Source organism: uncultured Sulfitobacter sp. (assembly GCF_947502895.1).
In the GTDB taxonomy this organism is placed as follows: domain Bacteria; phylum Pseudomonadota; class Alphaproteobacteria; order Rhodobacterales; family Rhodobacteraceae; genus Sulfitobacter.
Window position 1 is genome coordinate 47,969 of sequence record NZ_CANNBM010000002.1, and the last position, 14,960, is coordinate 62,928.

The 14,960-nt window shown below is 57.2% G+C and carries 15 protein-coding genes and 3 tRNA genes; 10 read left to right on the forward strand and 8 right to left on the reverse strand.

From position 1 onward, the window contains the following. Positions 1-377: 377 nt before the first annotated feature. From Q0903_RS08290 to Q0903_RS08315, 6 genes are all read right to left on the reverse strand, one after another. The gene (locus Q0903_RS08290; RefSeq protein ID WP_299414567.1) at positions 378-995 is read right to left on the reverse strand and encodes an isoprenylcysteine carboxylmethyltransferase family protein; all 618 of its coding nucleotides are present in this window, start codon (positions 993-995) and stop codon (positions 378-380) included. Positions 996-1,378: 383 nt separating this feature from the next. Further along, positions 1,379-1,455: transfer RNA gene (locus tag Q0903_RS08295), tRNA-Asp, on the reverse strand. A gap of 29 nt (positions 1,456-1,484) precedes the next feature. Next, a tRNA-Val gene (locus Q0903_RS08300) sits at positions 1,485-1,560 on the reverse strand. Between the two features lie 42 nt (positions 1,561-1,602). Further along, the gene (locus Q0903_RS08305; protein WP_299414569.1) at positions 1,603-2,178 is read right to left on the reverse strand and encodes a histidine phosphatase family protein; all 576 of its coding nucleotides are present in this window, start codon (positions 2,176-2,178) and stop codon (positions 1,603-1,605) included. A gap of 71 nt (positions 2,179-2,249) precedes the next feature. Beyond that, positions 2,250-2,324: transfer RNA gene (locus Q0903_RS08310), tRNA-Val, on the reverse strand. 66 nt (positions 2,325-2,390) lie between these two features. Continuing rightward, complete coding sequence (locus tag Q0903_RS08315) at positions 2,391-2,834, reverse strand: HU family DNA-binding protein (RefSeq protein WP_299414570.1); 444 nt, start codon at positions 2,832-2,834, stop codon at positions 2,391-2,393. Between the two features lie 132 nt (positions 2,835-2,966). Here Q0903_RS08315 and Q0903_RS08320 point away from each other — a divergent pair, with 132 nt between their 5' ends. Then, complete coding sequence (locus Q0903_RS08320; RefSeq protein ID WP_299030799.1) at positions 2,967-3,149, forward strand: hypothetical protein; 183 nt, start codon at positions 2,967-2,969, stop codon at positions 3,147-3,149. Positions 3,150-3,238: 89 nt separating this feature from the next. Here Q0903_RS08320 and lon read toward each other — a convergent pair whose 3' ends face one another. Then, the gene (lon, locus tag Q0903_RS08325; RefSeq protein ID WP_299414572.1) at positions 3,239-5,650 is read right to left on the reverse strand and encodes an endopeptidase La; all 2,412 of its coding nucleotides are present in this window, start codon (positions 5,648-5,650) and stop codon (positions 3,239-3,241) included. A 330-nt stretch (positions 5,651-5,980) separates the two neighbouring features. Here lon and pcaF point away from each other — a divergent pair, with 330 nt between their 5' ends. The 9 genes from pcaF (at position 5,981) to Q0903_RS08370 (ending at position 13,774) form a co-directional block, all read left to right on the forward strand. Then, positions 5,981-7,186: a 3-oxoadipyl-CoA thiolase gene (pcaF, locus tag Q0903_RS08330; protein ID WP_299414574.1), complete on the forward strand. Its 1,206-nt coding sequence runs from the start codon at positions 5,981-5,983 to the stop codon at positions 7,184-7,186. A 34-nt stretch (positions 7,187-7,220) separates the two neighbouring features. Continuing rightward, positions 7,221-8,213 (forward strand): 1,2-phenylacetyl-CoA epoxidase subunit PaaA, encoded by a 993-nt coding sequence (gene paaA, locus Q0903_RS08335; protein WP_299030796.1) that lies wholly within the window; start codon positions 7,221-7,223, stop codon positions 8,211-8,213. Then, complete coding sequence (locus Q0903_RS08340; protein ID WP_299030795.1) at positions 8,213-8,689, forward strand: DUF3291 domain-containing protein; 477 nt, start codon at positions 8,213-8,215, stop codon at positions 8,687-8,689. Before paaA ends, Q0903_RS08340 begins: the two co-directional genes overlap by 1 nt. Before the next feature lie 4 nt (positions 8,690-8,693). Then, positions 8,694-8,993, forward strand: coding sequence for a 1,2-phenylacetyl-CoA epoxidase subunit PaaB (paaB, locus tag Q0903_RS08345; RefSeq protein WP_299030794.1), 300 nt, complete (start codon positions 8,694-8,696; stop codon positions 8,991-8,993). Next, positions 8,993-9,763 carry a 1,2-phenylacetyl-CoA epoxidase subunit PaaC gene (gene paaC, locus Q0903_RS08350; RefSeq protein ID WP_299414576.1) on the forward strand — a complete coding sequence of 257 codons (771 nt, stop codon included), beginning with the start codon at positions 8,993-8,995 and terminating at the stop codon, positions 9,761-9,763. The genes paaB and paaC overlap by 1 nt, the downstream gene beginning before the upstream one ends. After that, a complete protein-coding gene (gene paaD / locus Q0903_RS08355; RefSeq protein WP_299030792.1) occupies positions 9,757-10,218 on the forward strand; it encodes a 1,2-phenylacetyl-CoA epoxidase subunit PaaD in 462 nt (153 codons plus the stop codon). The genes paaC and paaD overlap by 7 nt, the downstream gene beginning before the upstream one ends. A gap of 7 nt (positions 10,219-10,225) precedes the next feature. Continuing rightward, a complete protein-coding gene (paaE, locus tag Q0903_RS08360; RefSeq protein ID WP_299414578.1) occupies positions 10,226-11,293 on the forward strand; it encodes a 1,2-phenylacetyl-CoA epoxidase subunit PaaE in 1,068 nt (355 codons plus the stop codon). A gap of 39 nt (positions 11,294-11,332) precedes the next feature. Further along, positions 11,333-13,366: a phenylacetic acid degradation bifunctional protein PaaZ gene (paaZ, locus tag Q0903_RS08365; protein WP_299414580.1), complete on the forward strand. Its 2,034-nt coding sequence runs from the start codon at positions 11,333-11,335 to the stop codon at positions 13,364-13,366. A gap of 93 nt (positions 13,367-13,459) precedes the next feature. Then, on the forward strand, positions 13,460-13,774 hold the full coding sequence (locus Q0903_RS08370) for a hypothetical protein (RefSeq protein ID WP_299414582.1): 315 nt from the start codon (positions 13,460-13,462) through the stop codon (positions 13,772-13,774). 12 nt (positions 13,775-13,786) lie between these two features. On the opposite strand, the gene tgt is transcribed toward Q0903_RS08370, so the two are convergent. Continuing rightward, on the reverse strand, positions 13,787-14,914 hold the full coding sequence (gene tgt, locus Q0903_RS08375) for a tRNA guanosine(34) transglycosylase Tgt (protein ID WP_299030788.1): 1,128 nt from the start codon (positions 14,912-14,914) through the stop codon (positions 13,787-13,789). Between the last annotated feature and the right edge of the window lie 46 nt (positions 14,915-14,960).

The window sequence follows — 14,960 nt, forward strand, 5'->3', positions numbered from 1 at the left end:
TTTGTGCGGGATATGCCAAGCCTACAGACGGGTCAAGCACTTATCTGCGGCTTGTTGGATTTCTTTGGTCGCATCATGCCTGCGCAGCTGAAATTTCTAAACACAGCCGGAGCATTTGCGCATCACAACTGTCAATTCCTGCCCTCAGGTCGCCCGTCAGCTTTTCTAGAGCAGAGATACCAAAATCGATGTGCGGAATACCCAAACGATTTGCAACCGCGCATTCTGTCTCGTACCGGTCCACGACGGGCGTCTTTACACGCAAGTTCAAAATGCTGTCGATGCCGTGATCTGGAAATAGGCAAAATTTCCGATCAGTACACCCAGCCCCTCGGCAAAAAACTTTTCTTCTGAGGTGCCTCAGCAAAACGCACGGGCTAGAACAACGGGAACGTCGGCAGCGCCCCATTGTCTTTGAAATGCTCTGTGATTTCCCCAATAGGGATCAAGCTTAGAAAAACCAACGCATCAAAGAAGTTACGGCGCAATGTTCCTGTGTCAAATGACACTGTGGCTGGCGAAGAAAACAGGCTGAGCTTGGGTATGATACGAGGGGTGGTTGCCGCATATGCGGCATAGGACGGTCCGAATTCAGAACGTAAAAACTGCTCTTCCTTTCCTGCGATGTCATTAAGAATATAAAACACCAGCAGGGTCATCGTCGTAGTAAGAAGTAGTGATCCCAACATCAATCCGAAGCCAAAAGCCGACAGGGTCGAAAACAGGTATAGCGGATGGCGACAAATCGAATACGGCCCGTCCTGCATGATCAATGCGTTCTTTCGACTGCCAATATAGAGAATTGACCAAAATCGCCCCAAAACGCCTCCGATCACAAGAAGTATCCCAACACTCTCGATCGCCTCCATCAGAGCACCGTTCAATGAAAGACCGGGTCTGGTGAACAAAATCAGTGGTATCATCACCAACATGACTGCGCGAAGCGTGTTGATACGGCGTTTCTGGTTTGCCGGCTGCACGATTGTGTCGTTCATGGTAAAGCTCCCTAATATATGATTGAGCTACGCCTGTTTCAGAACCACGGCAAGACTTATTCCCCAGATCCTCAGAGCGCACGGGAATCGGCAACCGATGCAGCAGAGATCGAACAGAGAACCGCTTCGCGCTCAAAACACTGCCACGCTCCACACCAAGTGGACCTTGCATGGGATCAGATTACGGATCACTTACTTTGGCGCCCGCAGCGTTAAAGCAGGTTTCAGTGCACAAGGGGGTGTACGGGAAGTGTACGCAAAGCGTACGTAAAACACCCTACCTAAACCCCTGAAATCAAGTCATTAACCAAGTGGCATTTCAACCCAGAAATGCGCACTAAAGACTGTTGCGTGACAGGTATCAATTCTTAAGATGAAGTAAGTGGCGCGGTTGACGGGGCTCGAACCCGCGACCCCCGGCGTGACAGGCCGGTACTCTAACCAGCTGAGCTACAACCGCGCAGTGCTGCCCCTTGGTGCGGGCAAATATGGTGGGTCGTGAGAGGCTCGAACTCCCGACATCTTCGGTGTAAACGAAGCGCTCTACCAACTGAGCTAACGACCCGATAGCGGCGGGTTTAGACAAAGATTTGCGCCATGGCAAGCCTCATTCGAGACGTTTTTGCACGCTATTTTTCACATGATACACAACGCCCTGCCCACCGCCGATTTCACCAGCCGCGTCACGGCCCTGTCCGGTCGCGATTGCGCGGATCATCCGCGACGTGATGCCATGTGTGATCAGGATCGCAGGCCCTTGCAATGTCTCCAGAAAACAGCGGCACCGACGCTCCAATGCCATCAGGCCTTCGCCGTTCGGCGCCCGGTCATAGAGCATCAGGTTCCGCGCTTCGGCCTCTGAAATCTTTTTAGAATCAATAAGGTCTTGGCGGTAAGCCCCTGCCCAGTCACCGACCCCTATCTCACGCAATCCCACATCGGTATGTATCTGCGGCACCTGCCCCGCCACGGCAATCGCCGCTGTCTCAACCGCGCGCCCTTGGGGGCTGCACAGCACCCTAAGCCCGCTCAGATCGACCTGCTGCAAGATCACCGCCTGACGCTGAGCCTGAGCGCGGCCCAGCGGTGTCAGCGGCGCATTCAGCACCCCTTGCAAACGGTCTTGCGCGTTCCACTCTGTCTCGCCGTGGCGCAAAACGTAAATCTCGGGAAAGGACGCCATAGTTACCCCCACCTGATTCCGATCAAGCACATGAGACTACCATATAGACCAGCTGGTTTTGGTCAGAGAGATGGTGGGTGATAAGAGATTTGAACTCCTGACATCTTCGATGTGAACGAAGCGCTCTACCACTGAGATAATCACCCTCGGGCACGTGAATATCGCCATCGCCCACCCCATGCAAGCGGGGTAGGCCTAACGTACAGCAGCGGTTATTCCGCTGCAGTTGGCACATTTGGTGCCGCATTCAAACGGGCAGATTTCTGCCGTAGCTTCAGCACCAGCGCACGCCCGTCGGGCAGCTCTTTTCCGCGTTGAACCTTCATCTTTCCAAGGGGTTGGAGGTTCATTTCGCGCTGCTCGGCGAATGCATCGCCCAAGACGGCCAGCATCGCTTCGACCACTGGTTTCACGTCTTTCTTTTTCATGCCAGAGCGTGCGACCACCAGCTCGAACAGCTCTTTCTTGCCCAGCTCGTTGCTAACAACAACGGGAGAGAGCGTCTCAACCACCGAAGGTTCGGCAGTGATGCCCGCAGGTGTTGTGGATGTGTCAATCTCGGTCACCGGCTCGGCGACATGTGCAGTGCTCTTGGTTGCGGACTTGGTTGTTTTCGGCAAACCGCGCTTTGCGGATGATTTCGAAGTCGTTGTCATAGGTGTTCCTGCTCTTTCACTCATTATTGATTTTGATCCAGCTTATAAGAACAAGGCGAAACATGCTAGATACCCTTGACCATAACAACATTTAGCGTGACATATGCGTTGTAACACAACCTGGGGGACACCATGAAGTACACACTATCCGCGCTTGCATTTGCAGCATTGGCGACATCTGCACAGGCAGGATCGCTGAGCGACCCGATTATCGAAGCACCGATCATTATTGAAGAAGCATCCAGCTCTAGCAGCGGCACCGTAACCGTCGCTTTGCTTGCATTGCTTCTGGCTCTGCCAGTCCTGACCGACTGATCCTGCGGCGGCTGTCACCGCCTCTATCGCAATGAAAAACGCCCCGCAATTTCTTGCGGGGCGTTTTTTTATTTTTGCAGTACCAACGGTTAGTGTGCGATGGCACTATCCCCGGCACCTGATCTGGCTGCAAGAGCCGCAGCCGCAGCCGCCTCTTCAGCGGCCTCGTCCCAATCAACGGCTTCGGGCTTGCGCACCAAAGCATGTTCCAGAACTTCGGATACATGGCTTACCGGAATGATGGTCAGCCCCTCTTTGACGTTGTCAGGGATGTCCGCCATGTCTTTTTCGTTTTCCTGCGGGATCAAAACCGTCTTGATGCCCCCACGCAGCGCCGCCAGCAGCTTTTCCTTCAAGCCACCGATTGGCATTGCATTACCGCGCAGCGACACTTCGCCCGTCATCGCAATATCCTTGCGCACAGGAATTTTCGTCAGGACGGACACGATGGAAGTCACCATCGCCAGACCCGCACTCGGACCGTCCTTGGGCGTCGCCCCATCCGGCACGTGCACGTGGATATCGATCGTATCAAACACTGGCGGCTTTACCCCGATTTGCGGGCTAATGGAGCGCACATAGGAGCTTGCTGCGTCGATGGACTCTTTCATCACATCGCCCAGCTTACCTGTTGTTTTCATACGGCCTTTGCCTGGCAGGCGCAGCGCCTCGATGTGCAGCAATTCGCCTCCGACCGAGGTATAGGCAAGCCCTGTGACAACGCCGATCTGATCTTCTTTCTCGGCCAGACCATAGCGGTGTTTTTGCACGCCAAGGAACTCATCCAGATTATCGCCCGTTACCGTGACGCTCTCGACCTCTTTGCGCACGATCTTTGTCAGTGACTTCCGCGCGACCTTTGCGATCTCGCGCTCAAGGTTCCGCACGCCCGCTTCGCGGGTGTAATAGCGGATCATGCCCGTCAAAGCACTGTCTTCAATCGAGAACTCTTTCGCCTTCAGGCCGTGATTCTTGATCTGCTTGGCCACAAGGTGCTGCTTGGCGATCTCGCGCTTTTCGTCCTCGGTATAGCCCGACAGCGGAATAATCTCCATGCGGTCCAAAAGCGGTCCAGGCATATTATAGCTGTTCGACGTGGTCAGGAACATCACGTTGCTAAGGTCATATTCGACCTCAAGGTAGTGATCCACAAATGTGGAGTTCTGTTCTGGATCAAGCACTTCAAGCATCGCAGAGGCTGGATCACCGCGGAAGTCCTGCCCCATCTTGTCGATCTCGTCGAGCAGGATGAGCGGGTTCGTGGTTTTCGCCTTCTTCAACGCCTGAATGATCTTGCCGGGCATCGAGCCGATGTAGGTGCGGCGGTGACCACGGATCTCGGATTCGTCGCGCACGCCGCCAAGCGAGATGCGGATGAACTCACGGCCGGTCGCCTTGGCAACGGATTTACCAAGCGAGGTTTTACCCACACCGGGAGGGCCAACAAGGCACATGATCGGGCCTTTGAGCTTTTGACTGCGCTGCTGCACCGCAAGATATTCGACAATGCGCTCTTTTACCTTGTCCAAGCCGTAGTGATCTGCGTCAAGAACAGCTTCGGCTTTGCCCAAGTCCTTCTTCACGCGCGATTTTACGCCCCACGGAATGGAGAGCATCCAATCAAGGTAGTTGCGCACAACCGTAGCTTCGGCACTCATCGGTGACATGTTCTTGAGCTTTTTGATCTCGGCGTCCGCTTTTTCACGGGCTTCTTTGCTCAGCTTGGTCGCGGCCACACGTTCTTCTAGCTCGGCGACTTCGTTCTTGCCGTCCTCGCCGTCACCCAATTCGTTCTGGATGGCTTTCATCTGCTCGTTCAGATAGTATTCGCGCTGGGTCTTCTCCATCTGCGTCTTTACGCGGGTCTTGATTTTTTTCTCGACCTGCAACACCGACAGCTCGCCCTGCATCAAGCCATAGACTTTCTCAAGACGGTCGGACACGCTCAGCGTTTCCAGCAAATCCTGCTTTTGCTCTACCTCGATGCCCAAATGGCCCGCTACCAGATCGGCGAGGCGTGCAGGATCAGAGGCGTCGCCGACAGCTGTCAGTGCCTCTTCGGGAACGTTCTTTTTCACCTTGGCGTAACGGGCAAATTCGTCACCGACAGAACGCAACAGCGCCTCGGTGGTCGCCGCGTCGCCCGGCATTTCGGTCAGATACTCGGCGCGGGCTTCAAAGAAGTTGTCGTTCTCGAGGTACTCGGTGATGCGCACACGCGCCTGACCTTCGACCAGCACTTTAACGGTGCCATCGGGCAATTTCAGCAATTGCAGCACATTGGCCAATACACCCGCTTTGAAGATGCCGTCGCTGTCAGGATCGTCAATGCCAGGGTCAACCTGACTGGAAAGCAAAATCTGTTTGTCATCGGCCATGACTTCTTCGAGGGCGCGTACAGATTTGTCGCGGCCTACAAAAAGGGGCACAATCATATGGGGGAAAACTACAATATCGCGCAAAGGCAATACCGGATAGCTCGCGTTCAGAGGCTCTTGCATGCTCTATTCCTTACTTTGGCAAAACGGCTTTAGTCCCTCTTCGAGGCAACGTTTGGGCCGCTTCCTTATGGGTAGGTTACCTGTGCACCCTGCCCGCCTGTTTCAATGGGTGCCCGCATTTTGTACGGGCGTTTTCTCTAACATGGCGCGAACCCCCATGCTCGGCAACTGCCGATTGGCGTGTGTTTGATGGAAATTTGCCTTACAGCACTGCAAAACCCCATAATGTTACCATATGCGAAATCTCGATCTGGCGAGTGTAACATAAATCTTGAACGACTCAGGCTTACACGCTATCTTTGAATCAGGAACCAACGGGAGACTCCAAACATGGCTGACGCATTCATCTGCGACGCGGTGCGCACACCTATCGGGCGGTATGGTGGTGCGTTGTCATCCATTCGCACGGATGATCTGGCGGCAGCACCACTGGCGGCGCTCATGGCGCGCAACAGCAATGTGGATTGGACCCGCGTTGATGATGTTGTGATGGGCTGCGCCAATCAGGCAGGCGAGGATAACCGCAATGTGGCGCGTATGGCTACCCTACTGGCCGGTCTGCCCGTGGACGTGCCGGGTATCACACTCAACCGTTTGTGCGCCTCTGGTCTTGATGCGGTGGGTCAAGCAGCCCGCGCCATTCGCGCAGGTGATATGGATCTGGCGATTGCGGGCGGTGTGGAAAGCATGAGCCGCGCGCCATTTGTCATGCCCAAAGCGGAGACAGCGTTTGGCCGCGCGAACGCAGTCTATGATACGACGATCGGTTGGCGCTTTGTGAACCGCAAGATGAAAGATGCCTATGGTGTCGATTCCATGCCCGAAACCGCCGACAATGTAGCCGATGACCATGGTGTCAGCCGCGAGGATCAGGATGCCTTCGCCCTCCGTTCACAGGCGCGGTGGGCTGCTGCGGACGAAGCCGGCGTTTTTGCCGAGGAGATCACCCCCGTTACGATTCCCCAGCGCAAAGGCGACCCGCTGGTCGTTGACCGTGACGAGCACCCCCGCCCCCAGACCAACGCAGAAGGTCTAGCCAAGCTGCGGGGCATCAACGGGGCCGACAAAACCGTGACGGCAGGCAACGCCTCTGGCGTGAACGACGGTGCAGCCGCAATGCTGATCGCGTCCGAGGTTGCAGCGAACCAGCACGGATTGAAACCCATGGCACGGGTCGTGGCCATGTCCGCCGCAGGTGTGGCGCCGCGTGTGATGGGCATTGGCCCTATTCCCGCCGCTGAAAAGGTTCTCGCGCGCGCGGGCCTGACAATAGACCAGATGGATGTGATCGAGCTGAACGAGGCGTTTGCTTCCCAAGGTATCGCCACTCTGCGCGCTTTGGGTGTTGCCGATGATGCCCCCCATGTAAATGCCAATGGCGGTGCCATCGCCATCGGACACCCGCTTGGCATGTCCGGCGCACGTCTTGTGCTGACTGCCGCTTACCAACTGCAACGAACCCAAGGCCGCTATGCGCTCTGCACAATGTGCGTAGGTGTAGGCCAGGGTGTTGCCCTGATACTAGAGCGCGTGTGAGCGCGAACCGAAATTCTGAAAAGGACCTGAACTGATGTATGCACAGATGATCAAATCCACGGGTAAAGGCGTTAAAACCCTTGATGAAATGGACCCCGTCGAGCGCGCCTTTCAAGAGCGGATTGACGCGGGCGGCAAGATCGAGGCGAAAGACTGGATGCCGGACGGCTACCGCAAGAACCTGATCCGCCAGATCGGCCAGCACGCCCACTCCGAAATCGTGGGCCAGCTGCCCGAGGGCAACTGGATCACCCGCGCGCCCACGCTGGAGCGCAAAGCGATCCTGCTGGCAAAGGTACAAGATGAGGCAGGCCATGGCCTGTACCTCTATTGCGCGGCTGAAACGCTGGGCATTACGCGCGACGAAATGTTCGAGGCGCTGCATGAAGGGCGCATGAAATACTCCAGCATCTTCAACTACCCCACGCTGACATGGGCCGATATGGGCGCCGTGGGCTGGCTGGTCGACGGTGCGGCGATCATGAACCAGGTGCCGTTGCAGCGTACATCATACGGGCCATATGCCCGCGCGATGGTGCGGATTTGCAAGGAGGAATCGTTCCACCAGCGTCAGGGTTTCGACATCATGATGAAGATGTGTAACGGCACCGACGCACAAAAACGCATGGCGCAGGATGCGCTGAACCGTATGTGGTTCCCCTCTCTGATGATGTTCGGGCCATCCGACAAGGACAGTGTCCATTCCGAACAGTCGATGGCGTGGAAGATCAAGATGAACACCAATGACGAGTTGCGCCAGAAGTTCGTGGACCAGACGGTGCCACAGGCCGAGTATCTTGGCCTCACCGTCCCCGATGACACGCTGGCGTGGAACGAGGAAAAAGGCGGATACGACTTTGCCGAGCCTGACTGGAACGAATTCTTTGACGTGCTGGCAGGCAATGGCCCGTGCAATCATGACCGTCTGAACACCCGCAAACAAGCGTGGGAAGACGGCGCATGGGTGCGCGACGGGATGCTGGCCCACGCCACCAAACGCCGTGCGGCCAAGTTGGCAGCTGAGTAATGTACCTCGCCGAGATCAACGTCGCGCGTCTAACCCACCCGATCGACCATCCTGCTGTTGCGGGTTTTGCCGACAATCTTGAACGGGTGAACGCAGTTGCCGAGCGGATGGATGGTTTCATCTGGCGCTACGTAGACGAAAGCGGCAATGCGACAGACACCCAGATCGATGCCGATCCGCGCGTGATCGTCAACATCTCGGTCTGGCGCGATGCCCGCGCTCTCGAGGATTTCGTCTGGGGTACGGTGCACAAACAGTTCTATGCGCGCCGTGATGAATGGTTCAACGCAATGGGCAGCATGTCCTTTGCTATGTGGTGGATCGAGAAAGATCACCGCCCCACCATCACAGAAGCAACCCAGCGGTTGGCCCATTTGAACGCCAACGGCCCCTCGGATCATGCGTTCGGATGGGACCACCTGAAAGATGCTACTCAATGGCGCAGCGCCCGCTGTGCCCCTCTTGCTGCGGAGTAATACAATGACACAACCAAAACGCACAGGCGAATGGCCCCTTTTCGAGGTCTTCATTCGCGGTCAGCACGGGCTGAGCCACCGTCACGTAGGCTCGCTTCACGCGCCTGACGCCGCAATGGCGATCAAAAACGCACGCGATGTATACACCCGCCGAAACGAAGGTGTGAGCATCTGGGTCGTCGAGGCCGAGGCTATTCACGCAAGCGCGCCGGGCGATAAAGAGGCGCTTTATGATCCTGCCAACGACAAGGTCTACCGCCACCCGACCTTCTTTGATGTTCCCGACGAAGTGGGCCACATGTGATGAGTCAGGAAAACCTTCAATCGGCGCTGTTCCAGACCTTGCTACGGCTGGGCGACAACACACTGGTCCTCGGCCATCGCGTGTCCGAATGGTGCGGGAAGGCCCCCGTGCTGGAGGAGGACATCGCGCTGGCCAACACGGCGCTTGACCTGATCGGCCAGACACAGATGTGGCTTGGATACGCCGGAGAAGTCGAAGGCCAAGGCCGCAGCGCCGATGACCTGGCCTTTCTGCGCGATGTCTGGGATTTTCGCAATATCCTGATGGTGGAGCGGCCAAATCTGGACTTTGGGCACACTATAATGCGCCAGTTTCTGTTTGACACCCATCACCGCGCCCAGCTTGCGGCGCTCGCCACCTCTTCCGATCCGCGGATCGCGGAGATCGCGGCAAAAGCAGTCAAGGAAGCAACCTATCATCTGGAACGCTCTGCCGAGACTGTCATTGCCTTGGGCGACGGCACCGAGGTGAGCCACACCAAAATGCAGGATGCACTGGATCTGCTCTGGCCCTATGTGGGCGAGATGTTTGCAAGCGACGAGATGGACGCCCGGATGGCCGCCGAAGGCATCGCGCCCGATCCTGCTTCACTCGCTGAGGCGTGGCACAGCAGCGTGCGCGCAACGCTGGCCGAAGCCACGTTGACCGTGCCAGACAGCACTTTCGCACACAAAGGCGGGCGCACAGGCAGCCAGCACACCGAACATCTGGGCCATATGCTGACGCAGATGCAATGGCTGCAACGCGCCTACCCAGACGCCACATGGTAAAGCCCGATGTGCAAACCATCTGGGGCTGGCTGGACGAGGTGCCCGACCCCGAAATTCCCGTGATCTCGGTGGTTGATCTGGGGATCATCCGTGGCGTTGAATGGGACGGTGATGTGTTAGAAGTGGCCATTACGCCCACCTATTCCGGTTGCCCTGCCACCAGCATCATCAATCTGGACGTAGAGACCGCCCTGCGCGACCGCGGACTTGAGCAGATACGCCTCAAACAACAGCTCTCCCCTGCGTGGACAACCGATTGGTTAAGCGAAAAAGGGGCGGCCAAGCTAGAGGACTACGGGATCGCCCCACCCTCGCCCGCTGGTGGCCCATCGCAATGCCCGCGGTGTAAATCTGCGGCGGTTGAGAAGGTAAGCCAGTTTGGCTCAACCCCCTGCAAGGCCCATTGGCGCTGCCTGAGCTGTCTTGAGCCTTTCGACTATTTCAAATGTATCTGAGGATCCTATGGCGCGTTTTCATCCGCTGACTGTCACCGACATCCACAAGACAATCCGCGATGCGGTGGTTGTCAGCCTTGCCGCCCCTGAGGGGGCCAGCTTTGACTATGTCCAAGGCCAATACCTGACTTTCCGTCGAGATTTCGACGGCGAGGAATTGCGCCGCAGCTATTCGATCTGTGCAGGTCTGGATGATGGCATTTTACAAGTCGGCATCAAGAAAGTCGCTGGCGGGGCCTTTTCCACTTGGGCCAATGAAGATTTGCAAATTGGCGACACAGTTGAAGCGATGCCGCCCATGGGGCGCTTTCACACGGAGCTGGATGCAGGCGCGCAGCGGCATTATCTGGGCTTTGCAGGCGGGTCTGGCATCACCCCTGTTTTGTCGATCCTGCGCACGGTGCTGACGCGCGAGCCACAGTCACGGTTTACGCTGGTCTACGCCAACCGCGCCGTCAGCACGATCATGTTCCGCGCCGAGCTTGAAGACCTGAAAAACACCTATATGGGCCGTGTAAACGTGATCCATGTACTGGAGGCCGACGCACAGGACATTGACCTGTTCACAGGCCGTATAGACGAGGAAAAATGCGCGCGCTTGTTTGCATCTTGGATTGACATAAACTCGGTTGATACCGCGTTCATCTGCGGTCCGGAGCCGATGATGCTGGGCATCGCTGCGGCGCTGCGGGCACATGGGCTGGAGGATGACCAGATCAAGTTCGAACTGTTCGGCGCTGGTCAGCCAGGCCGTGCCAAGCAAAAGCAGATCAGCGCAGACGCAACCGCCTCGGGCGCTGTGACCCAGGCCACGGTCACAATGGACGGTGCCACCCGCAGCTTTACCATGCCACGCGATACCGCTTTGTTGGACGCAGCACTGGAAAACGCGATGGACGCGCCCTTTGCCTGCAAGGCTGGTGTCTGCTCCACCTGTCGCGCGCGCGTCACCGAAGGCGAGGTCGAGATGCTGACCAACCACGCGCTTGAAGATTACGAAGTTGCCGCAGGATTTGTGCTGACCTGCCAGTGTTATCCGCTCAGCGATACAGTCAAATTCGATTACGACCAGTAATACCGCGACCCTAGAAACAGACAAGACAAAGGCCAGCCCATGATGATGATTCCCTCTTTTGCCGCGGGCCAGTGGGTCGCCCCTGACAGCGGCGCACGTTCCATTGCCTGTGCTATCACAGGCGAGGTCATCGCGCAGGCGGGCAACAGCAGCATGGATATGGGGGCAATGCATGCCTATGCCCGCGATGTGGGTGGCCCTGCTCTGCGCGCGCTGACATTTCATGACCGCGCCCGCATGCTCAAGGCGCTGGCGTTGCACCTGACCGAACACAAGCAGGCACTCTATGATTTGTCCTTTCAGACAGGGGCAACACAGGCAGATCATGCTTTCGATATCGATGGTGGCATCGGCACGATGTTTGTATTCGCCTCCAAGGGACGCCGCGAAATGCCCGATGCGCAGATATATCTCGATGGCGAGATCGAGCAGTTGGGCCGAAAAGGCACCTTCCTTGGCCAGCACGTTTGTGTTCCGTTGCAGGGCGTTGGCATTCATATCAACGCCTATAATTTTCCCGTCTGGGGCATGCTGGAAAAATTCGCACCGACCTTCCTTGCCGGAGTGCCAAGCATCGTAAAGCCTGCCACGGCGACCTGCTATGTCACGCACCTGTGTGTCCAACTGATGCTGGACAGCGGTATTCTACCCGAAGGGTCACTACAGCTCGTTTCGGGCGGTGTGGGCGATCTGCTCCTGCATACAGACGCACAAGATGTCGTCAGCTTCACAGGCTCGGCGCAGACCGCCCTTGGCCTGCGAGCAACGCCGCATCTGCTGGAAAACGCCGTGCGCTTTGTAGCCGAACAAGACAGCCTGAATGCCAGCGTCCTTGGTGCGGATGTAACCCCCGACACGCCCGAATTTGACCTGTTCATCCGTGAAGCGCACCGCGAGATGACTACGAAAGCAGGGCAAAAATGCACAGCCATCCGCCGCATCATGGCCCCTGCCGCCCATGTGGACGCGGTGATTGAGGCGCTGTCCGCCAAGCTATCGCATACGGTGATCGGTGATCCGCGCGATGCGAAAACAGGCATGGGTGCGCTGGTCAGCCGCAGCCAACGTGATGATGTGCTTGAAAAAGCGGCTCTTATCGCCACGCAGGCCGAGCGTGTTTGTGGCAACCCCGATGATTTCGCCGTGCAGGGTGCAGACCGTGACAAAGGCGCGTTTCTGCCGCCGATGCTGTTTCACTGCGACGATCCCGATGCAGCAACCCATGTACATGACACCGAGGCCTTTGGCCCTGTCAGCACAGTTATGCCCTACCGCGATGCAGATCACGCCATCGCGCTGCTGAACCGTGGAAAGGGATCACTGGTGGCCTCTGTCATCACCCGCGATGGCGATCTGGCGCGGCAAATGGTGATGGGATCGGCCGCGTGGCACGGGCGGCTCTATTTCAACAACGCAGATTCAATGAAGGAATCGACAGGCCATGGTGCGCCCATGCCCCACATGATCCACGGCGGACCGGGCCGTGCAGGCGGCGGAGAAGAGCAAGGCGGCGTGCGCGGCGTGCTGCATTATATGCAACGCACCGCCGTCCAAGGCAGCCCCGATATCCTCACCGCGATTGGCCAGCAATGGGTGCCCGGCGCGACCGAGATCACCGGCGGTGCGCATCCATTTACGCGCACCTTCCACCAGTTGCAGCTGGGCGAGACACTCCATACTCCGGCGCGCAAAGTTACGTTGCAAGACATTGAAACATTTGCGCATTTCACTGGAGATACCTTTTACGGCCACATGGACGAAGAAGCAGCCCGCGCCAATCCTTTCTTTCCGGGGCGCGTGGCGCATGGCTATCTGCTTCTCAGCTTTGCGGCGGGGTTGTTTGTACAGCCGGATCCGGGACCGGTGCTGGCCAATACAGGCCTCGCCAACCTGAACTTCATGAAACCTGTTTCGCCTGATGAAGAGATCAAAGTTCGCCTCACTGTCAAGAAAAAGACCCCGCGTACCGACACTTATGGGCAAGTACGCTGGCATGTAACCGTGACCAATCAAGACGATGAACTGGTAGCGGAGTATGAGTTGCTTACGATGAACGCCTATGAGGCGACTTAGGGCTGCGACACAGGCCAGTTCCCGCTGATATGTCGTGAACGCTTGAAGCCGCTTTTGGTTGGGCTAGTCTATGAGGTGTACAAGGAGCGCGTCATGCCAAAACTCATTCGCTTTTACATCGTTAATTGCATCATCGGTTTCACCGTATCTGCCGTGTTCACTTTTGCGATCATGTGGTTCAACGTAGCGAACCTGTGGCACCTGATCAGCGGGTCAGACATCGGGATTATGGCGATTATCGTGTTTTGGGTGCTCAACGGGATCGTATTTGCGGGCGTGCAATTTGGTGTCGCTGTAATGCTCATGGCCGATCAAGACGATGATGATGACGGCCCGCGCGGCGGGTTGGGCGTTCCCGTACGCGTCCCCGCAACGGTAAAAACACACCGCTCTGACCAGCGATTCTGAGGGACTGGAACGCTAGAGCGGATCAATGTCACCCTGCGCGCGGCCCGCGTGAAAATCGCTCTGCCATGAGTCAAAAGACCCTGCGGCGATCGCGCCGCGCATGCCTGCCATGATGTCCTGATAATACCGCAGGTTATGCCATGTCAGCAGCATGGATGATATCATCTCTTGGCTGCGGAACACATGGTGCAGGTAGGCGCGTGAATAGTGCTGACACGCGGGGCAGCCGCAGTCTTCGTCCAGCGGGCGCGGATCATCGGCGTGGCGGGCGTTTTTGATATTCAGCACGCCTTTGCGGGTAAATACCTGCCCCGTCCGCCCCGAGCGTGAAGGCAGCACGCAGTCCATCATATCAATGCCCCGTGCGACGGCACCGACAATATCGTCGGGCTTGCCCACACCCATTAGATAACGCGGTTTGTCTTCGGGTAGTTGCTCGGGCGCGTAGTCCAAACAGCCAAACATCGCCTCCTGCCCCTCACCCACAGCCAGACCTCCTACCGCATAGCCGTCAAACCCGATCTCGCGTAGCGCCTCGGCGCTTTGCTGGCGCAGGTCTTGCTCCAATCCGCCTTGCTGGATGCCAAACAACGCATGACCCGGCCTGTCACCAAATGCCTCGCGCGAGCGTTTGGCCCACCGCATCGACAGCTCCATGCTTTCGGCGATGCGTGTCCGGTCTGCGGGCAAGGCGGGACATTCGTCAAAACACATAACGATATCACTGCCCAACAGCTTTTGAATTTCCATAGAGCGTTCTGGCGTAATTTCGTGCTTGCTGCCGTCGATATGGCTTTTGAAGGTCACGCCCCGTTCTGTCAGCTTGCGCAGGTTGGCCAGCGACATCACCTGAAACCCGCCCGAATCCGTCAGGATGGGCCGGTCCCAGTTCATGAACTTGTGCAGCCCGCCGAGGCGGTCTATCCGCTCAGCTGTGGGGCGCAGCATCAGGTGATAGGTGTTGCCCAGAAGAATATCCGCGCCTGTCTCGCGCACCGATGAGGGCATCATGGCTTTCACAGTTGCAGCAGTGCCTACAGGCATAAACGCAGGCGTGCGGATTTCACCGCGCGGCGTATTGATCCGGCCTGTGCGCGCGCGCCCGTCACGGGCATCGATCTGATACGAAAATCCGGCCATCGCAGGCTCCTCCGATATAGGTTTGCGCTGGCCTATCGCAGGTTGC